Genomic DNA, 19994 nt, shown 5'->3' with positions numbered 1-19994 from the left:
ATTTGTTGATGTTTTGAAGGGTTGTAAGCTTTAATTTACATAGGCTAATTATTTTGGCAAAAGCTATTCGGAGCGCCTTTTACGGACGCAAAACTAGGCGTGTACTTTTAACACTATGTATGGAACATATTAACTCTACAATAACAACAGCCGGGCATTGTTAAGCCTGTGTTAAATAATTTTCAATCGATAAAATTAAGCTGCTGAACGGGAGTAAGATGATGAAAACTTGTAGTGCGAAATTTTGTTTCCTTAAGTAAATCATCCGGTATGCAGCTACGTTTTATATTTATTTTCTTCGTCTATATCTCGCTCGTTTCTTGTAAATCAGGCACTGTAAATTTATTTAAAGCGGCTAGTCCGCATGAACAATATAAGCGCAAATTAGAAACCGCAGGCCTGGATAAAACCGCCATGGGATTAGCCTGGATTAATGCCTCATCGGCCAGTATGCAGAAAGCACTGACTATCAAAATTCCTTACAAGGAAACGGGTTATTTTGACGCCGGAAAAATTCCAGCAGCCGCTTATCAGTTTTCAGCCACAAAAGGACAAAAACTCACCATCAGTTTGGAGAAAAAACCTGCAGCATCAGCGCTTTATTTGGATCTGTGGTACCTCGCCGATATCAACAACCCAAAAAGAATCGCTTCGGCTGATACCCTTAACAGTCCCATCCAGCATGAAATTGAGGATACCGGAAATTATTTGATCAGATTGCAGCCCGAACTATTACAAAGTGTGGAATACACGATAACCATTACTACTGGCCCATCGCTGGCTTTTCCGACCACATCAAAAAGCAAAAGTATTGGCAGTTTTTGGGGCGATGGACGAGATAACAATGCCCGTAAACATGAAGGTGTTGATATTTTCGGACCGGCGAGAAGTCCGGTTTTAGCGAGCGCCGATGGAACCATCACCCGGGTAAATGAGAATAATTTAGGTGGAAGAGTGGTATGGTTGCGCCCAAAAGGAAAAGATTACACCCTCTATTATGCGCATTTGGACAAGCAAATTGCAGTGGAAGGCCAGGAAATAAAACTAGGAGATACCTTAGGTTTAATGGGGAATACAGGGAATGCAAAAACTACCGCTCCTCACCTTCATTTTGGCATTTACACTTTCGGTGGTGCAATAAATCCCTTACCGTTTATCGATCCGGTGACCAAAACCCCAGCTAACATTTCTGCCGCCATTTCAAACCTGAACAAAACTTTGAGAACATCATCAAAAAGTACTTTCTATAGCTCCACCCAAAAAAGTGGCACTATCGCAACGCTAAATTCGGGTACAATTATTAACATTAACTCCGCAACAGAAAATTTGTATAAGGCGGAACTGCCGAATGGGACGACTGGTTTTATCGACAGTAAATCACTTATTCAAACTACCAAACCATTAAAAAAGATAAGAATAAATATGAGCCAGCAAAAAGTGTTCGATCAGCCAGACAGCCTTGCAGCAGTGAAGCTGAATTTAAAAACTGGAGCCACGGTAAATGTTTTGGGTAATTTCAACAGCTATCAATTAATCAGCGATGAAAATTCGCAAATTGGCTGGATAGTTAAGTAATTTTGGGCATGAAAATATTTCAGCAAGCCTTTGCGCTTCGAGAGAGAAGACGTGGTTTCCATATCATTACTGACGAAATAGAGGATGCTCTTCCCGAAATTTTGGAACTAAAGGTGGGCATTTGTCAGGTATTTATTCAGCATACTTCCGCTTCGCTAACGATAAATGAAAATGCAGATCCAACGGTTCGGATGGATTTTGAAATGTTTTTTAATAAAACAGTTAAAGAGAACGATCCGGATTATGAACATGATTACGAAGGATCGGATGATATGCCAGCGCATTTAAAATCGGCACTTTTGGGAAGTTCGGTTACAATTCCTATCCGTAATGGAAGATTGGCGTTGGGTACCTGGCAAGGTGTTTATCTTTGTGAACACCGAAATAGAGGCGGCCAGAGAAGATTAGTGGTAACATCCTGGGGCGAATAGAACAGGCTCATCATTGCGAAGCCAATTCTTCATTTGGCTGTGGCAATCTCATTTACAAAATCCTAAACCATATTACTCAATTGTGAAATGAGGAATTGATAGAATCTATTTGTCTTCTTCTTTTTTTACCTGCTCTACTATCTCGGGATGATTATCCTGAATCGATTTTCTGGTTGACTCCACCTCCACTTCTTTTGTGGTAACAGCATAGTGTGCCGGGTAAATTTCCGATCCGTAGGCAATGGCATAAGCTTTAGTAAATTCTGCTCCGAAATATAAAATGATGGAAGAATAATAAGTCCATAAAAGCACAATAATTAATGAGCCTGCTGCACCATATGTACCCCCAACATCGCTTTGACCAATATAAACCGATATGGCAAACTTGCCAATCATAAAAAGCACAGCCGTTACAACCGCTCCGGCCAACACATCTCTCCATTTGATAATGGCATCTGGCAAAACCTTAAATATAACTGCAAAAATTAAAGTAATTACGCTCAAGGTAACCACCAGGTTAATCACATAAAATACGTAAAAAGAAACATCGGCAAAACGGGCTTGGAGCCTGTCGCTAAATCCATCTAAAACTGATGATATCGCTAAGGAAACCAATAGTACAAAGCCCAAACTGATAATAACTGAAAAAGATAAAAACCTATTTTGTAGCATTTTCACCCAACCATGTTTTGGCTTGGCTTTTAAGCCCCAAATGGTATTAATTGAATCTTGTATATCGCCGAAGATAGTGGTAGAACCAATAAGCAAGGTCACAATACCAATGATTAGGGCAATAGTACCTTTGTCATCCAAATAGGCATTTTTAATTAGTTCTTGTAGTGAGGTAGCTGATTCGCGACCTAGAAAACCAACCAATTGTTCGTAAACCTTACCTTCTGCAATTTCTCTACCTAAAAAGATGCCGCATAGCGAAATGATCACAACCAATAGCGGAGCCATAGAGAATACGGTATAATACGCAAGAGAGCCACTTAGTTTGGTTACTTTATGATCGCCAAAGCCAGTAAATGATGCTTTTAATACGCCCCAAATTCCTTTTAATGTTACCTTTTGCTTTGCCATAAATACGTAGAGTAAGATGAATGATCTAAACTCTAAACCGCATATATTTTGAATTGTTTGTATTTTATCGATTTATCAAAAGAGGAATGAGATATCCGGCCACTTATACTTCTGCCATGGAGATGCTCAAACTAACATTCAAAACATTCTTTCTAACCGATTTACAAATGATGATTCAAGCGGTTTTGAATATAGCAGATAAGATTGTGCTGAAATTCTAAGTAAAAATAAAAGAGGCTGTATCATAAATAGGAATGTCATCCTGAGGGTTAATTTATTTCTTAAAAATCAATATAAATGACGTTTTGAGGCGGTTTGTCATCCTGAGGCACGAAGGATCTCTAACCGATTAGCACAGTCTCCGCATTTTCATGTTCGTTGTTTGTGGCATTTTAACGGAAGGTTTGTATAGCTTGCAGATTCTTCACTGCGTTCAGAATGACACAAAACGGGATAACGTCAATGGTAGCCTGTCGAAGGACTTGCGAAATACGCCTTTGGGCGTTTCGACAAGCTCAACGTGACAAAATTCAAAGATAAACTGATTTATGAGACAACCTCTTGGTAACGAGTATTTTTATCTATTTCACCTTTATCCAAACGGCCAGGTCATTTACCAAACCTTCGGATACATTTACTGGTGTTTGATATTGGCCCATACTACCTTTTTCTGTTTGCGGACTTAACAAGTGATTCAAATCCGGATAATATTTTAGTGTGACATTCTTTTTCTTCGATAACGCCGAATTCCATAAATCGAAATCAGTTTTGCTTACCTGGAAATCATTTCCACCTTGCAGCACGTAGATCTTTTTAGTTAAACTTTTAGCGGTATTCACCTGATTGTAGGTGTTTAAATCGACCCAATATTTAGCAGGCAAACCTAATATAGATGAATCTGGTTTAATGGTTGTACCCAACTGTGTGATTCTGCTTTTATTGATTTGTACGATGGCATCATCCAGATATTTTTTGTTTTCTGCAGTCGTATCCTTCGACAAATCGAACATATATTTGTTTTGTTCTGCAATAATATCACTCAACTTTCTGGCAGGGGCAGCGGCCAATATAATTCCAGCCACATCTGGAGAGGTTGCTGCAAGTTTTGGTGCCAACATGCCACCTAAACTGTGGCCAAAAACATAAATGCTTTTAGGGTTTGCACCCACAATGGCTTTAGCAGCTGCAATTGCTGCTGCTGCATCGTCCAAAACCTCTTCTTTTACAGTGTAAGGTTTCGAAAATTCATTAGGATATACTAGAGTTCTTTTTACATAACGAACAGAACCAATCCCTTTGGAGGCCAAACCGCCTGCTAAATCTTTAAAAGGCTTATTGGCACCTATAGTTTCGTCCATATCGCTGGGGCCCGAACCATGCACAAAAACCACCATCGGAAAGTTTTTTACATTCTTAGGCGTGGTTACTATTGCCGCTAACTGCTTGCCGGCAACACCTACATACACCTGTTTCTCGCTATATAAGTTGGTATCGGCATAAACCGGTTTAGCATAAGCCACATTACTTTTAGCTGGCGCAAGAAAAATACCAACAATTTTTTGTGCTTTATTAAACCCAAGGATAAAGTTTTGTGCGCCGTTTGCAAATTTTCCTTCAACAGTTACTGCGAAAAACTGACCTTGTGCTTTACTTTGAATGGCATCGAAACTTTCTGCCTTACCATATTTGGTACCAATATCAAACCAGAGTTTCTTTAAATTATCTTCACTGAGTTTCGTTTTTAAGGTATCATCAAAAAAAGCATGCGCATCAGCAAATTTTTCTTCCTGTAGCACCTTAAAAAAATCGTTTGCACTGTTAAACAATTGTATTACATTCTGAGAAAATGCTGTGGTGGTAAATAGCAATGCAATAACAAATAAAATACTTCTCTTCATCATAAATCTTGTGTCGGTTTGGAATTCACAAGTATCAAAGTTAAGAATATTTGCCTTTTAAAAAGGGATTAATGAAGGGAGAATAGCTTTTAACGTTTTTTAACATTTCACCTCTCTACCATAAAGTTAGCCGTCAAATACAATCCTAAAACACGCTTTGTTTTTTTTGAAATTTATAGGTGACTCATTTGTAAAAAAATCGGGCTGTAGGATCTGTTCAGCACCAAATGCACCTGGCTAGAGTATTGCCGTTTAACGCCCCACGTTAAAAAACAGTACAATTTTGGCCACTTAGCCCTGGGCGAAGCGGTACCCTGCAGCAAGGTGGGGAAACCACCGAAGCGAAGCGTACAAGCAAAGCACAGGAAGAAAGGAAATGACTAGAACAAGTTTTGCGCTTCACAAAAATGGGAATCAAACGTTTTTAAATATACTTTTTATCGAAATTAATTAACCAGGTATTGCCAAATCGATCTACCAAATCGCCAAACAAGGCGCCCCAAAAAGTTTTCTGTAATGGATTTACTGGTGTCCCTCCTTTTGAAAGTTTTTCATAAATGGCTATTGTTTCTTCTTCCGAATCGCAATTTAACATCAGTGAAACCGCATTGCCCTTAACCAAACCAGCATCAACCACCAAATCGGTTCCCATAATTACGATCTCGTTGGAGGTAAGCATAGCATGCAAAATTTTATCTGCCATAATTCGAGGCATATTGCCTGCCATTGGCGATTCGCCGATGCTTTGGAGTATTAATTCGCCACCAAGGCAATCGTGGTAAAAGCGCATGGCCTCTCTACAATTTCCGTTAAAAGTTAAATATGAGTTGATGTTAGCCAATTTAATTCCTCCTTTTAATCTCCAACCATGCAGCGCAAATCGCGACTCTGTTGATATTGTTCTCTTCCATACTCAGGCACCATACTTTTAGCTTAAACAAAAATAACTGCTTGGTGTAAGATCAGAAGAAGAAGAAACGACAAATATTGGGTTTGTTTACGACAAAGCCCATTGTTATATTTGTTTAGTCGAAACCGATGAAAACCAAGTAGATAACCAAATACAAGAAAATTGAATGAAACACGTATCGATTTTAGTTCCGGAAACTGCTGTCATTGAGGCCATCGCGGATCCTAGATATTTATTTACTGCAGTGAATGAATTTTTACAGGCATCTGGAAAACAACCTCTTTTTAAAGTGGAGCTTGTCGCCGCATCAAAAGAAGTAAGATTAAACAATAATCTATTTTCGGTCCACCCAGATAAGCTTTTAGAAGATATAGATCAAACTGACTTGATTTTTATACCTGCCATAAGCGGAAACGTGAATAATGCAATTGAATCAAATGAAATCCTTTTTCCATGGATTGTAAAACACCACGCCCGGGGTTCGGAGGTGGCATCACTTTGCATGGGTGCATTTTTATTGGCATCTACAGGTTTGTTAGACGGTAAAAAATGTTCTACCCATTGGTTATTTTCCAGCCAGTTTAGATCCATGTTTCCGAATGTAGATTTGGTTGATGGAAGTATTATTACCGAATCGCAGGGAATCTACTCCAGCGGAGGCGCCAATTCGTACTGGAACTTACTTTTGTACCTGGTAGAGAAATATACGGACAGGGATACCGCGATTTTAGCAGCTAAATATTTTGCGATAGATATTGATAGAGAGAGTCAGCTGGCTTTTATGATGTTTCAAGGCCAAAAAGGCCATGAAGATGAAAAGATAAAAAAAGCCCAGGAATTTATTGATGGCAATTACCAGGAAAAAATTACGGTAGACCAATTAGCCGATCTTCTGGCTTTGGGAAGAAGAAGTTTTGAGCGCCGTTTTAAAAGTGCCACGAAAAATACAGTAATCGAATATATTCAACGGGTTAAAATAGAAGCCGCCAAACGGAGCTTTGAATCGAACCGAAAAAACATCACTGAGGTGATGTTTGATGTGGGCTATACCGATAATAAATCTTTCAGAGATGTTTTCAAGAAGATTACAGGTTTAACCCCGATTGAGTATAGAAATAAGTATCATAAGGAAGTTCCGGTGTTGCAAGCTTAACTTTTTTTCAAAAAAAAGATACCACCATACAATAATTTCAATTCTCAGCGTTTATGTATGTGAGAGCGTTAATTTAGATGACGGGGACACTGCCTTAATGGTGGGATCCCCGTTTCTTTTTGCACTAGTTTTTTAGAAATTATAGGGCATGAAAAAAGGGACAATTTTATAAAATGTCCCTTTTTGATATATGATGGAGGTAAGAATTTTAATTGTTCACATCAGAAAAATCAGCTGTTTTCTTTTGAGTATAATCATTAACACTTTTCAACCTTTTTGGTTTTAATATTAAGTATAAACCTACTCCAATAAAGGCTAAAGCCGCTGTAATTCTGGAGATTTCAAAATCGAAAACAACAATATGCTTTAACGTAAATATTGCGCCGATAACAGTTAATGCCAACCAGCTACTGCCTTGATAATTTTTGCGGTAACCGAGCCATAAGCCAGCGCCCAACATAATGGTATGCCAACTCAAAATCCAATGAGGAATATCTAATCCTGAATTTCTTAATAAGAATACTGATCCGATAGCGACAATTAAAATGCCCAACCCTAATTGTTTATCTGCTTGATTGTTTTTGAAGAAAGTTTCCATAACCGTTTTGTTTTATGATTCAAATGTATCACAGAAACAGAAGTTGGGAAATGGCTTTCCTTTGAATAAGTTTAAAACGTCGGTAAGTGAAATAAAACCGTCGGTTAAAATATTTTTATTTTTTTGAAGGAGGTTATTTTCTCGGTAAAATTATTCGAAAATGATGATTTCATCACCTTTACTCATGATCACAGTAGAAGTAAGGTCAATGAAAAGCCCGTGAGCGAGCAAACCATCAATTTGATTAAGTTCATGGCTTAATTGAGCTGGATTATTGATGAGCCCGAAATTTGCATCGATAATAAAATTACCATTGTCGGTGATGAAAGGCTGACCATTTTTACTTCTTTTATTTCCTTTACCCCCTAGTTTTTCTATTTGATTAAAAACGTATCGGTAAGCCAGCGGAATCACCTCGATTGGAACGGCAAAAGCACCAAGTAAAGTCACTTTTTTTGAAGCATCGGTAACAATGATTGATTTCTTGCTTAAGGATGCCATAATTTTTTCGCGGAACAAGGCTCCTCCTCCACCTTTAATCAAATCGAGCGATTCGGTAAATTCATCAGCACCGTCGATACTAATATCAATAGATGATAAATCTCCAAGTGGTAGAATTTCGATACCAAAAGATTTAGCTAATTCTTCGGTATGAATAGAACTTGCAGCAGCTTGAATTTTAAAGCCATTTTGTACCATTTTACCGAGTTCTTTTATAGCAAATGTTGCCGTAGAGCCCGTACCTAAACCAACTAAATCTCCTTCTTTTACAAATTTTATTGCGGCTTTAGCTGCAGCTAATTTTTCAGCATCTTGTTGAGTGGTTTCCATGGAAGTAAAAATAGAGAATTATGCGTTTTTGTAGCCACAGATTTGCAGATTATTTTTATGCTATTACTATTATTTTAAGCGATTAAATCGCTTTGCTATTAATTCGCTCGTTAGAAACGAGCGCATGCAAGAATTTTGGGGATGCTCACGCTCGATTCTAAGGAGCGTGGAATAGTTAATCGTGTTTTACGATTGTTTAAAGCGTTTAAATCGCTGTTATCGATGCACTCGTTAGAAACGTGCGCAGGCTAAAACAAAAAAATTATTGCTGTTAAGCAATAATTCCTTTTTCTAACGTTTATATAATTGAGAGCGTTAATTTAGATGATGGGGATTCTGCGATAATGTGGAATCCCCATTTCTTTTAGATCTTATTTTTGGGTTAAAAATCGGACTGTAGGTAGCAAGCTTCAGTCCGATTTTTTTATTTCTCCGTAGACATAGAGTAAGGGAAATCAGCAGGTTTTGAACCTCTAACTTTATTTGGAGTTGCTCCCATGCTAAAGTTTAATACTGCTCCCTTTTGCAATCCACTGTGGCTGATCCAATTTTTAGAATATGGCTTACCATTCATTTGCAGCGACTGTACATAACGGTTGCTATCGCTGTTTGCAGCAGCATTTATAACCACTTGTTTACCGTTCTCTAGTGTTAGCGTTACCTTTTTAAATAATGGCGCACCCAACACATATTGATCAACCGCAGGCGTTACCGGATAAAATCCCATGGCTGAGAAAACATACCAGGCAGAAGTCTGTCCGTTATCTTCATCTCCGCAATAACCATCTGGCGTAGCTTTGTACATTCTATTCATCGTTTCGCGAACCCAATATTGTGTTTTATAAGGCGCACCACCATAGTTGTACAAATAAATCATGTGTTGAATCGGTTGGTTTCCATGTGCATACTGACCCATGTTTGCAATCTGCATCTCACGAATTTCGTGAATCACACCCCCATAAGCACTTTCATCAAACACTGGAGGCATAGAGAAAACTGAATCCAGTTTGGTTACAAATTTATCGTGACCACCCATCAGCTTCGCTAATCCGTCAACATCCTGGAAAACCGACCAGGTATAGTGCCAGCTATTTCCTTCTGTAAATGCACCACCCCATTTAAAAGGGCTAAACGGACTTTGGAAAGTTCCATCCTGATTTTTGCCTCTCATTAATCCCGAAGCCGGATCAAAAAGATTTTTGTAGTTCATTGCTCTTTTTTTGTAGATATCAATCTCTGAAGCTGGTTTACCTAAAGCCCTACCCAACTGATAAATTGTAAAATCATCATAAGCATACTCCAAAGTTTTAGCTGCATTTTCGTTTTTCTTTACATCAAATGGCACGTAACCTAATTCGTTGTAGTACTTCACACCATCACGACCAACGGCTTCCACCGGACCTTCATTATTGGCACCATGTTTTAGTGCATCCCATAAAGTTTGAATATCGTAGCCACGCAAGCCTTTAATGTAAGCATCAGAAACTACCGAAGCCGAGTTGTTACCCACCATAATGTTTGCATAACCTGGGCTGCTCCATTCTGGCAACCAACCACCTTCTTTATAATCATTAATTAATCCTTCCTGCATCTCTTTGTTAATGGATGGATAAACCAAGTTTAAGAAAGGATATAATGCCCTGAATGTATCCCAGAAGCCAGTTCCAGCGAACATATAACCAGGAAGTGTTTTTCCATTATAAGGGCTCCAGTGTACAACTTTGTTACTCGCATCAACCTCATATAATTTATTCGGGAAGAATAATGTACGGTATAAGCAAGAATAAAAAGTACGCATTTGATCAATTGAACCACCTTCAACCGCAATTTTGTTTAACGTTTTGTTCCAGATTGCTCTGCCTTTAGCTTTTGTAGCATCGAAGCCATCGTTCGCCAATTCTCTTTTTAGGTTCAAATCAGCTTGCTCAAAACTGATAAATGATGAAGCTACTTTAGCAGTAACCTGCTCACCCTTTTTAGTACTGAAACCAATGATGGCACCGCTATGGTCGCTTTCCAACTCGAGCTCATTATCTTTAAGATTTTTCCCACTCCAGGTTTTTGCCAGTTTGAAATCTTTATTGAAATAAACTACAAAGTAATTTTTAAAGTTTTTCGGTAGCGGACCACGGGCATATTTAGTTGTGTAGCCAATAATCTTGCGTTCAGCAGGAATAATTTTAATGTACGATCCTTTGTTTAAGGCATCTACAACTACGTAAGAACTGTCCGTTTTAGGAAAGGTAAATCTGAATTGAGCAGCTCTTTCCGTAGGGGTAATTTCAGTAGTTACATCTGCATCAGCCAGATAAACACTATAATAATAGGGCTTGGAAACTTCTGCTTTATGGCTAAACCAGCTCGCACGGTCGTCTTCATTGAACCGTAATTTACCAGTAACAGGCATAATGGTAAAAGCCGCGTAGTCGTTCATCCATGGCGAAGGCTGGTGCGTTTGTTTAAATCCACGGATTTTGTCAGCATCATAAGTATAGGCCCAGCCATCGCCCATTTTGCCGGTTTGTGGCGTCCACATATTCATTCCCCATGGTAAACCGATGGCAGGATAAGTGTTTCCGTTTGATAAACTAGGTTTAGATTGTGTTCCCATTAAAGGATTGATCCAATCTACCGGATCGGTAATTTTGCCAACTGTTTGCGCAAAACCAGCAGTAGCTGCAAAGCTTAACAGAGCGATAAATAACTTTTTCATTTATTTGGTGTGTTTGAGATAATATTGAGATTATTGTTAACAGTCGCTGACCGTACATTTGCTGATGCAATAATCATCATTGATTTGTATGTTGATATGGGTTTAAATTTCTGGGTTTTTGATGTAATCTGACCAAAGCGTATCTAAATCTTTACCTGTTAATTTAGTCCAAATGTCAGCTTTATAGCTATGATCTCTTAATGATGCATCGACAGCCTTGATGGTTCCAGCTTTTACATTTTTCTCTATCCAGGCAAAAAAGCGAGCTGTAATTCTATAGCTGTTTTTGTAGGTGTGCTCTGGTTTTAAAGCAGGCAGTGTCCAGTTAGCACCAGCATTGTCTACACCAAATTTATATCGGGCATAATCTGCAATGCCTTCGGTTAACCACCCTGGCCCTACACTGCTACCATAATCCTGAACAATATGCATCACTTCGTGAGTAACTACATCAATATCTTCCGGGTGTTTTACCATCCAAATAGAACTGTAAGTTACCACGCCATTGGCCGTTGCGGCAACACCTTTGTATGCAGTATCAACGAAGAACTTAACAGTTTTCAACGTTTTAGGATTATATTCCTTTGCTAATTTAGGATAGACCTCAAAAAAAGTTTCGATCATGCGTTTTTTTAGTTGTGGATCGAGTGCAGCAAAGTTACTTTCAAACGTTAAAGTATAGCCTTTACGCTTAATGATTTCTTGTGCTTTTAAATGAAATAACGAGGCGCTTATTATGGTAAATAATAATATCAGGACTGATGTTTTTTTCATTGGATATCTAAGTTTTTGTTGTGGTTAGCATTATTATCCTGCAAAATAAAAATAATATGTAAAACGTTTTAGTAAACTGCTATTTATTTTTATAACATTTTCGATTGGGAGGATTTAAAGGCTAAAAAAAACCTCAAACGATAAAAGAGCCATCGAGTATTAAATCCGTTGGCTCTTACAAATTCATTTCGAGATAAAACTAATCTATGTCCTTATTTGTAAGATATAAGGCCCATAATTCGTCAACATTCTTCCCAGTAATTTGCTTCCACGATTCGGATGTGTAGATATTATTTTTAAGTTGTGTATTAAGCTGAGCAATGGTATTTGGCTTCTGGTATTTATCCACCCATAGTAAGAATCGGGCAGTTACCCTATAGCCCATTCTGTAATGTTGGCGAGGATCAACTGGGGGTAAACTCCAATCTGCTGCAACATTATTAAGTCCATACTGAAAACGGCCACAATCTGCCAGGCCTTCTAAAAGCCACTCCGGACCCATCGCTTTAAAATCTTGCACAATATGCATCAGCTCATGGGTAACCAGATCGGTATCTTCCTGATGCTGCGATAGCCAGTTGGCACCAATCAATATTTTGCCCTTGCCTGAAATAGCCACTTTTTTATAATTGGTATCAATAGAAAGGATAACCGTTTTGGTGGCATCAGGATTAAAAGCCTTAACCATTTTAGGGTACACCTCGAAGAAAGTATTGGCTAGTTTTTGCGTCAGTTCCTCTGTTATAAATGTGGAGTTATCTAAAAATTCAAGGGTATATTCCCCACGTTTGATCCGTTGATCACCTTGTGCAAATGTTTTTGAGTTTAGTAGAAAAACAATGAAAGAGAGTATTAAGATAGATTTTTTCATATGATTAATTTGATTTTTTGTCGCTGTATTTTAATTCCACCTGATTCGGGTTTTTACTGTAATCTTCCCAAAGTTGATCAATAGTTTTATCCGTTAAGTTTGTCCAGGATTCTCCCGTATATTGGTGGGCTCTTAACTGCTGATCCAATGCCGCAATTAAACCCGGTTTCACATTTTGTTCCAACCAGGCGAAGAATCTGGCTGTAATCCTGTAGCTATTGGTATAGCTCTGTTTATCATTAAATGCAGGCAAACTCCATTTTGAACCCACATTGTCTACGCCATATTTGTAACGAACGTAATCGGCAATTCCTTCTGTTAACCATACCGGACCAGCTGAATAGCCGTAACCCTGAACAATATGCATCGTTTCATGTGTAACCACATCAATATCAGTCGGATGTGCCTTCATATACCCTGCGCTAAACAAAATTCTATTACCGCTGGCTTCTGCAACCGCTTTATAAGCCGTATCAACCACAAAAAGGACGTCTTTAGTTGATTTATTATTGAAGGTCTTAACCAGGGTTGGATAAATTTCAAAATAAGTATCGATTAGATTTTGTCTTACCGTTGGATCAAGATTTGGATCTTTGCTAATGAACGTAAGCTTATAACCTTTCTTCTTTTTGGTACTGTAAAAAGACCAGTTTCTGGTTAGAGCTACCTGCAACTCCTTATTAATCTTTTTTAAAGATTTTCCCTTAACCCAATCGCTGTTTACTTTAATCTCTCCTGCTTTCGCTTTAATCGTTTCTGTTTCGCCATTGGCGATTTCTAGCACTACATCACGTTTCGTTCGGTAACCATCAGCTGATGCAAAATAAGGGTATTGCATATTGAAAGCTAATGTTAAATGGCTTTTCGTTTCAGTACTTAATAAATTTGAAGGATCGGTGATTGTAATGGCAAATTCTCGTTTTTTCTGAGCCAATGCACCTAAGGAGCAGGAGATCAGAACGAAAAGCAATATTCTTTTTATCATTATTTTTGTTTTTATTTTAACTACCACCATTCGAGGTATCATTTATTGATGATTTGCATTTAAAACATCAATAGAATTTAAGTTGAATGAAGTTATCGAACTAATATTATATTATTATTGTTCATAAATAAAAAAACACCGGGCCTAAACCCGGTGTAAATTATTTACCAACCTGTATTTTGAACAATTACAGGAACTTTTTGAATTTCTCCATTTGGTATTGGCCACAGATAGTGTTTCTTTTGAAATACCCTATTTTCAACCACCACCGGAGTAAAAAATCCTGGTGCATTTTGCGAAATGTTTAGGCCTCTAATTTGAGTATCAGTTGTTTCTGCAATCTTCCATTCTCTGGTATAGAAATAACGATCCCACTCAAAAGCTAACTCAACACGTCTTTCTCGGCGGATAGCTTCTCGCATATTTGCAGGAACTGTAATTGCTCCTGCGCCGCTTCCATAAGGGGCTATGCCCGCTCTTGTACGGATTCTGTTTAGGTACACCAGAATATCTGGATCAGATGGATTGGATTCTTGCAAGGCTTCAATATAATCCAGATAAATTTCTGCCAATCTGATCACAGTGAAAATCGGTCTACCAGTTGTCCATCCTGCAACAGTAAGATGCTTTCTTGATGTGTAACCCGTTTTTGTATAGTCATTATTCGCAATAGCACCTTTACCAGCATTACCGCTATTGGTAAAATCTGTAATGATGTTTGATTGAGGATTGATCCATTTACGGCCACTATAAGTAATGCTCGAGTAGAAACGAGGCTCGCGATTTACGAACATATTGCTGATTGACCTGGTCGCATTTTGATCATTGGGATCAGGCGCCTGATAATTAGAAAATCCGTTAGCAGTATAGGTTGGATCATTTTCTATCGGTAAACCATTTGCTGTAAAAAATGCATCAACCAGTTGTTGCGATGGAGATAAAAATGAGCCGCCTTTATCACCTCCGGATGCACCGTTATGATTCGGTGCCAAAGAATATTGGTAAAGCGTTACATCACCACCTCTACCAAAGATGATTTCTGAATTCCATCCATTTAAAAACACATCTCTTGTAGCGATAAAAGCCCTATTGAAAGCTGTGTTTGGTAACCCAGATGGCGTTATCGAAATATTATAAAGTGCATAGCTAGAGTAATTTGGGTTATCTAAAAATGCTTTGGCAGCAGTAGCCAATCTGGTCCATTTGGCTACACTATATGTTTGATTGATCAATTGTTTTCCATCTTGATTTCTCAAACCAGCGTAATCTGCGTTTCCATTAAATAACGGACGAGCAGCCGTTAGTAGTGTTTTGATTTTATAAGCATCGGCAACTGATGCTGTGATGTGACCAAAATCTTCATTTGCCTGTGGTGTAGCTGGAAGACCAGCAGCTGCAGCTGTTAACTCGCTTACCACATAATCTACACATTCATCCATCGAGTTACGCGGCTTACTAATGGCCTCAAGCGGTGCATCCGATTGAATTGGCTCATTACCCAATAAAACCACAGGGCCGTATTGTCTGATTAAATGGTAGTAATAGATCGCTCTAAGTGCTCTAGCTTCATTTAAATAACGGGTTACCAAATCGATACCGCCAATATTACAATCGGTACATTTGGCAACATTGGCCATAAATGTACTAGCCGCCTGAATACCGCGGTAATAGTTTTGCCAATGATAATTCACTTGTCCACTGGTTGCATCCCATGCACCGGTATTAACATTTTCGGTGAAATTTGGCAAGGTGTAATCTGCTTCATCAGATGCGGCTGTCCAAGGACCACTATTGCCCAATGCACTTGGTGAACGATCTTGATTTTGATCAGGTAAAGTTGAATAAACGTTTGCTAAGGCCTGATCTACAGTGCTTTTTCGTTGATACTGTTGTTCGAATGTCAACCGATCATCAGGCACTTGATTCAAAAATTTCTTACAGCCGTAATTACCAATGATCAGTAAAGTTCCAACTGTATATATAAATATCTTTTTCATGCTGTTATTATTAAAAATTAGCGGTTAAACCCAAAGAGTAGTTAGACGTTAGTGGATAACGGGTACCATTATTTGTGTTAAGCTCTGGATCCCAAAGTTTAAATTTACTGATGGTAAACACATTGTATCCCATGCCGTAAATTCTTAGGCGTTTGATACCTAATTTTTTGATGCCTTCTTTTAGGGTGTAACCGAAATCTGCGTTTTTCAATCTAATGAAACTGATATCGCGAAGCCACCAAGTACTCGACTGATAGTTGTTGCTATTTGTTCCACCGTACGATAAACGAGGATAAACAGCATCTTGACGAGGGTTGGTTGGCGTCCAACGATCTGCTGCAACCGCTAACATATTGCCTAAACCACCAGAGTTTGCGAATGAAGGAATGTTTAAAAGAATATCGGCATTATCCTGACCTTGGAAGAATAATCCGAAATCGAAGTTTTTGTACGTCAACGAGAAACCAAAACCATAGGTAGTACTTGGAAGGTCTCCTCTACCAATAATTGTTCTATCAAATGAATCGATTTTACCATCGCCATTTAAATCCTTATATTTTATATCACCTGGCATTAGGGTACCAAACTGCGTTGGACTTGCATTGATTTCTGCCTGACTATCGAACAATTTCTCGGCGATATAACCTACACGTGTAGCTGCCAACACATTAAATCCACGTTGTTCCATCCATGGGTAAGCTTGTGGTGCCTGATCGTTTTCAATTACTTTATCTTTATTAAAAGTAACGTTAGCTCTTAAATTTAAGCCCCAATCTTGCCCCAACTGTGCATCATATTGAATCGTTCCATCGATACCTTTATTTTCTACCACACCGAGATTTCCAATTGGCGTGTTCGCCAGGCCAATGTAATTTGGCACTGTTCCCCTGGTAATGAATTGATTTTTTCTCCTCTCCTGAAAGAAATCGACAATTAACGATAGGTTATTGTTAAATGTTTTTAACTCGAAACCTAAATCCTGTTTACGTGTTTCTGCCCAGGTTACATCTACACCGTAAGCCGTTACACCTAAACCACCCGGAGAAATGCCTCCATTTTGACCGAAAGTATAACCGCTTGCACTGCCTACCTTGGTTAAATAATAAAAACGTTGACTTTCATCAATTACATAGTTTCCGCCACTGCCTCCACTACCAACAATACCATCAGAATAGCGGAATTTAACCATTTGGATTGCATCTTTTAATGGCTCAAAGAATTTCTCGTTTGATAATAGCCATCCCAAACCAAATGCGGGGAAAAATCCGTAGCGTTTATCTGGCGCAAAGTTTTCAGAACCGTTGTAACCCACGTTTGCTTCAAAGAAATACTTATCATCATAAGCATAAGTAGCACGACTGGCAATACCTTGTAAACGATATGGGAGCGAAAGCGTTAAATTACCTGCAAATGGCGTAGTATTATCATTTTGGTTATACAACAATAAACCCGTTACGGCATGTTTACCAAAAGTACGGTTGTAATTAATGGCAGCCTCCACATATATTTTCTTATCTCCACCATTACCAATACCATAATTTAAAAATTCCTGGCCTTGAAGGATCAACCCATATTTGTAGCCCGAAGCTGGATTTCCAGGTACGATATATGGATCGTTAGGATTAATTCTATACAAACTTTCTCTTCTGGTTCTGTTCACCGAACTATTGGTATTCACATCAAACGAGAACATGGTTGTAGCTGATAAACCCGGAGTAATTTCTTTTAAATCCTGAGTTAAACGGATGTTCGAATAAAGCTGAGTACTGTATCCTACTCTATATCCATTTCTGGTTACATCACCATAAGGGTTACGTTGATCGGCCTGTGGACTGATTCCTGGCAAACTTCCGTTTGGATATAGTATCGGGAATGAAGTTGGATTGATTAAAAACGCCTGATTAAAAATATCTTGTGCCAGCAAGTTACTTGGATAACTGGTTTGGGCCAAAATCCCTTTAATCCCTAGATCTAACTTAGTAGTACCGGTAATATCCCAGTTTAAGTTAGCACTTACATTATAGCGTTCAAAATTTTGTTTAGCAGCATCATTTACGGCTTCATCGGTTTTAAATAAACCATTTTCTCCATAATAACCTAATGAAACATAATATTTTGCATTACTTACACCACCAGATAAGTTGGCGGTAACCGATCTGTTTCTACCAAAATCTCTGTAAATGGCATCGAACCAGTCAACATTTGGATAGAGAATTGGATCTGCGCCCGATTGCGTTTTTTGGATGGCATCAATGGAGTACGCTGGCGTAAAAGCACCTGCAGCACCAGCTCTTAAATAGTCAGAATATTTGGCTTCGTTGGCTAAATTCATATAATCTACCCCATCAATCAAATCTGGTTTTTTAGTGAATCTGCTAATGCCTTCGTAATACTCCACATTAATACGAGGGGCGCCAATTTTACCTTGTTTGGTATTGATCAAGATTACCCCATTTGCACCACGAATACCGTAAACGGCTGTTGCAGCAGCATCTTTTAATACAGTGAAGTTTTCTACATCATAAACACTGATGTCATTTAGGTTACGGTTTGGAACCCCATCAATAATTACCAGCGGGCCTCTATCGTTTGCGGTTAAAGAGGATACTCCACGAATAAAAATATCTGAGCCGGTAGCACCAGGCTCACCATTTCTTGATACGTTTACCACACCCGGAATACGACCAGCCAATAATTGACTCATACTAGAAACTGGTTGTCTTAATTCGGAAGCTTTAACAGAAGACTGTGCACCAACTAAACTTTCCTTTTTCTGCGTACCAAAACCTACAATTGCAACCTCTTGCAAATCAGCTCCTGTAGTTTCTTTTAAGCGAATATCTAATACTGTCTGGCTTCCTACTGTAATTTCCTGGGTATCGTAACCCACATAAGTAATAATAAGTACAGCATTTTGATCTGGTACTGTTATCGTAAAGGCACCATTTACATCGGCTGCAGCACTAATAGATGCACCCTTTACTTTAACTCCTGCACCTGGTAATGGTAAACCAGCAGCATCTTTAATAATACCACGGATCACGATATCGGCTTTGGCCTGCGATAGCAAAACCGAACTATTTATTTTAATAGCAGATGCGTTGGCTGTAGCATAAAAACCGCTGCTCAAAGCCAATGCAACTGCAATAGCCTTGGAAGCAAAATTTTTAAACCTGAGCTTACCCTCCGTTAAATTTGTAAGTTTTTTCATCATAATTTTTTGTTAGTATAAATTGTTCAGGTTATTGTTGTTCTTCAGGTACTTCAATTAAACGCCATTCTGATAGCTGGAAAAGCGAACCACTCCCAACAGCAGAAATGCTGATGCGATAATGGTTGTAAAGCACTTTGTTCTTAAAGCTGTAAGTTTTCGTCAGATTACGACCAGAAAATGTTTCGCCAGTTCTGGTGTCTAAATCAACCCAAGTGGTTCCATCTGTAGATCCACTAAACTTCCAATCTTTCGGATCTCTGCCGGGTGCATCACCACCCGATGTTAAGGTGTAAGAAGCCACTTGTTGGGGTGATGGAAAAGATAATTGCATGTAGAAATTAGTCTGGTAGGGATTGATTAAAAATTTCGAATTGAAATCGTTATCAATCACTTTTGCAGATCCTTCGCCTCCTGAGGATCCGGCGCCATTTTCGATGTTTACCGATAGTATTGCTTTTGCGGTAACATCTACTTTGGCCTTCCAGGTAAAAAGATCGACGGTAGGATATTCCTCCTTACCACACCCAAGAAGCAGGGTAAATACTGCAAGAAGGCAGAAAGCTTTCTTGGCATTTTGTAAAAAAATCATAATTAATAAATTAAAATTGTTAGTTGGTTGCGTTTGAGAATACAGCAGATAAAACCTTTTGCAGAATTTTTAAGAATTTAGCACGCAAACTTCGTCCACATGAATACATTACGTGGTTCTTTAGCTTTATTGCTATTTCCATCGTAAAAAGTATTCACTCAAAAATTACTTACCCTAATATCAAGTACCTTGATGATGATTTTTCTTGTTAGTCAAATCCATTTGGCTCTACTTGTCAGGCAGCTTATTTTAAGGATTAAGATATACCATAACATCACTAATCTTTTACTATTAATGAGTCTTGATAATTATTGAATTTCTGTAGTTCGTTTGGTAACTTCTCTAATAAGAATCTGATTTAGGTAATTTAAT

General features: G+C 38.5%; 15 protein-coding genes. 3 read left to right on the top strand and 12 right to left on the bottom strand.

The window, feature by feature from the left end; genetic code table 11:
• Nucleotides 1-270 precede the first annotated feature (270 nt).
• Both ACZZZK_RS17555 and ACZZZK_RS17550 read left to right on the top strand, forming a co-directional pair.
• The gene (locus ACZZZK_RS17555; RefSeq protein ID WP_463485241.1) at nt 271-1575 is read left to right on the top strand and encodes a peptidoglycan DD-metalloendopeptidase family protein; all 1305 of its coding nucleotides are present in this window, start codon (nt 271-273) and stop codon (nt 1573-1575) included.
• 8 nt (nt 1576-1583) lie between these two features.
• The gene (locus ACZZZK_RS17550) at nt 1584-2006 is read left to right on the top strand and encodes a secondary thiamine-phosphate synthase enzyme YjbQ (RefSeq protein ID WP_463485240.1); all 423 of its coding nucleotides are present in this window, start codon (nt 1584-1586) and stop codon (nt 2004-2006) included.
• Nucleotides 2007-2111: 105 nt separating this feature from the next.
• On the opposite strand, the gene ACZZZK_RS17545 is transcribed toward ACZZZK_RS17550, so the two are convergent.
• The 3 genes from ACZZZK_RS17545 to ACZZZK_RS17535 form a co-directional block, all read right to left on the bottom strand.
• Nucleotides 2112-3089 (bottom strand): YihY/virulence factor BrkB family protein, encoded by a 978-nt coding sequence (locus tag ACZZZK_RS17545; protein ID WP_463485239.1) that lies wholly within the window; start codon nt 3087-3089, stop codon nt 2112-2114.
• A gap of 581 nt (nt 3090-3670) precedes the next feature.
• The gene (locus ACZZZK_RS17540) at nt 3671-4990 is read right to left on the bottom strand and encodes an alpha/beta hydrolase (protein ID WP_463485238.1); all 1320 of its coding nucleotides are present in this window, start codon (nt 4988-4990) and stop codon (nt 3671-3673) included.
• A 421-nt stretch (nt 4991-5411) separates the two neighbouring features.
• Nucleotides 5412-5828, bottom strand: coding sequence for a VOC family protein (locus ACZZZK_RS17535; RefSeq protein ID WP_463485237.1), 417 nt, complete (start codon nt 5826-5828; stop codon nt 5412-5414).
• A 235-nt stretch (nt 5829-6063) separates the two neighbouring features.
• On the opposite strand from ACZZZK_RS17535, the gene ACZZZK_RS17530 reads away from it, so the two are divergent.
• Complete coding sequence (locus ACZZZK_RS17530) at nt 6064-7050, top strand: GlxA family transcriptional regulator (protein ID WP_463485236.1); 987 nt, start codon at nt 6064-6066, stop codon at nt 7048-7050.
• A gap of 208 nt (nt 7051-7258) precedes the next feature.
• Here the strand turns inward: ACZZZK_RS17530 and ACZZZK_RS17525 are convergent, their stop codons facing one another.
• The 9 genes from ACZZZK_RS17525 to ACZZZK_RS17485 form a co-directional block, all read right to left on the bottom strand.
• A complete protein-coding gene (locus ACZZZK_RS17525; protein WP_463485235.1) occupies nt 7259-7648 on the bottom strand; it encodes a LiaF transmembrane domain-containing protein in 390 nt (129 codons plus the stop codon).
• Between the two features lie 150 nt (nt 7649-7798).
• Nucleotides 7799-8479, bottom strand: a complete 681-nt coding sequence (gene rpiA / locus ACZZZK_RS17520; protein ID WP_463485234.1) for a ribose-5-phosphate isomerase RpiA — start codon at nt 8477-8479, stop codon at nt 7799-7801.
• Between the two features lie 424 nt (nt 8480-8903).
• Nucleotides 8904-11192, bottom strand: a complete 2289-nt coding sequence (locus tag ACZZZK_RS17515; RefSeq protein WP_463485233.1) for a GH92 family glycosyl hydrolase — start codon at nt 11190-11192, stop codon at nt 8904-8906.
• 102 nt (nt 11193-11294) lie between these two features.
• Nucleotides 11295-11966 carry a basic secretory protein-like protein gene (locus ACZZZK_RS17510; RefSeq protein ID WP_463485232.1) on the bottom strand — a complete coding sequence of 224 codons (672 nt, stop codon included), beginning with the start codon at nt 11964-11966 and terminating at the stop codon, nt 11295-11297.
• 199 nt (nt 11967-12165) lie between these two features.
• Nucleotides 12166-12837 (bottom strand): basic secretory protein-like protein, encoded by a 672-nt coding sequence (locus ACZZZK_RS17505; protein WP_463485231.1) that lies wholly within the window; start codon nt 12835-12837, stop codon nt 12166-12168.
• 4 nt (nt 12838-12841) lie between these two features.
• Nucleotides 12842-13822 carry a basic secretory protein-like protein gene (locus tag ACZZZK_RS17500; RefSeq protein WP_463485230.1) on the bottom strand — a complete coding sequence of 327 codons (981 nt, stop codon included), beginning with the start codon at nt 13820-13822 and terminating at the stop codon, nt 12842-12844.
• Between the two features lie 164 nt (nt 13823-13986).
• A complete protein-coding gene (locus tag ACZZZK_RS17495) occupies nt 13987-15819 on the bottom strand; it encodes a RagB/SusD family nutrient uptake outer membrane protein (protein WP_463485229.1) in 1833 nt (610 codons plus the stop codon).
• 10 nt (nt 15820-15829) lie between these two features.
• Complete coding sequence (locus ACZZZK_RS17490; protein WP_463485228.1) at nt 15830-19033, bottom strand: SusC/RagA family TonB-linked outer membrane protein; 3204 nt, start codon at nt 19031-19033, stop codon at nt 15830-15832.
• Between the two features lie 28 nt (nt 19034-19061).
• Nucleotides 19062-19622: a discoidin domain-containing protein gene (locus ACZZZK_RS17485; protein ID WP_056848621.1), complete on the bottom strand. Its 561-nt coding sequence runs from the start codon at nt 19620-19622 to the stop codon at nt 19062-19064.
• Between the last annotated feature and the right edge of the window lie 372 nt (nt 19623-19994).

It is taken from the genome of Pedobacter sp. AC163, assembly GCF_979258665.1.
The sequence above is the reverse complement of the archived record's forward strand: the minus strand, read 5'-3'. Positions and strand labels throughout refer to the sequence as shown.

Coding starts and splice junctions, on each gene's coding strand:
- ACZZZK_RS17555 (WP_463485241.1), top strand. CDS start 271: ATGCAGCTACGTTTTATATTTATTTTCTTCGTCTATATCTCGCTCGTT.
- ACZZZK_RS17550 (WP_463485240.1), top strand. CDS start 1,584: ATGAAAATATTTCAGCAAGCCTTTGCGCTTCGAGAGAGAAGACGTGGT.
- ACZZZK_RS17545 (WP_463485239.1), bottom strand. CDS start 3,089: ATGGCAAAGCAAAAGGTAACATTAAAAGGAATTTGGGGCGTATTAAAA.
- ACZZZK_RS17540 (WP_463485238.1), bottom strand. CDS start 4,990: ATGATGAAGAGAAGTATTTTATTTGTTATTGCATTGCTATTTACCACC.
- ACZZZK_RS17530 (WP_463485236.1), top strand. CDS start 6,064: ATGAAACACGTATCGATTTTAGTTCCGGAAACTGCTGTCATTGAGGCC.
- ACZZZK_RS17525 (WP_463485235.1), bottom strand. CDS start 7,648: ATGGAAACTTTCTTCAAAAACAATCAAGCAGATAAACAATTAGGGTTG.
- rpiA (WP_463485234.1), bottom strand. CDS start 8,479: ATGGAAACCACTCAACAAGATGCTGAAAAATTAGCTGCAGCTAAAGCC.
- ACZZZK_RS17515 (WP_463485233.1), bottom strand. CDS start 11,192: ATGAAAAAGTTATTTATCGCTCTGTTAAGCTTTGCAGCTACTGCTGGT.
- ACZZZK_RS17510 (WP_463485232.1), bottom strand. CDS start 11,966: ATGAAAAAAACATCAGTCCTGATATTATTATTTACCATAATAAGCGCC.
- ACZZZK_RS17505 (WP_463485231.1), bottom strand. CDS start 12,837: ATGAAAAAATCTATCTTAATACTCTCTTTCATTGTTTTTCTACTAAAC.
- ACZZZK_RS17500 (WP_463485230.1), bottom strand. CDS start 13,822: ATGATAAAAAGAATATTGCTTTTCGTTCTGATCTCCTGCTCCTTAGGT.
- ACZZZK_RS17495 (WP_463485229.1), bottom strand. CDS start 15,819: ATGAAAAAGATATTTATATATACAGTTGGAACTTTACTGATCATTGGT.
- ACZZZK_RS17490 (WP_463485228.1), bottom strand. CDS start 19,033: ATGATGAAAAAACTTACAAATTTAACGGAGGGTAAGCTCAGGTTTAAA.
- ACZZZK_RS17485 (WP_056848621.1), bottom strand. CDS start 19,622: ATGATTTTTTTACAAAATGCCAAGAAAGCTTTCTGCCTTCTTGCAGTA.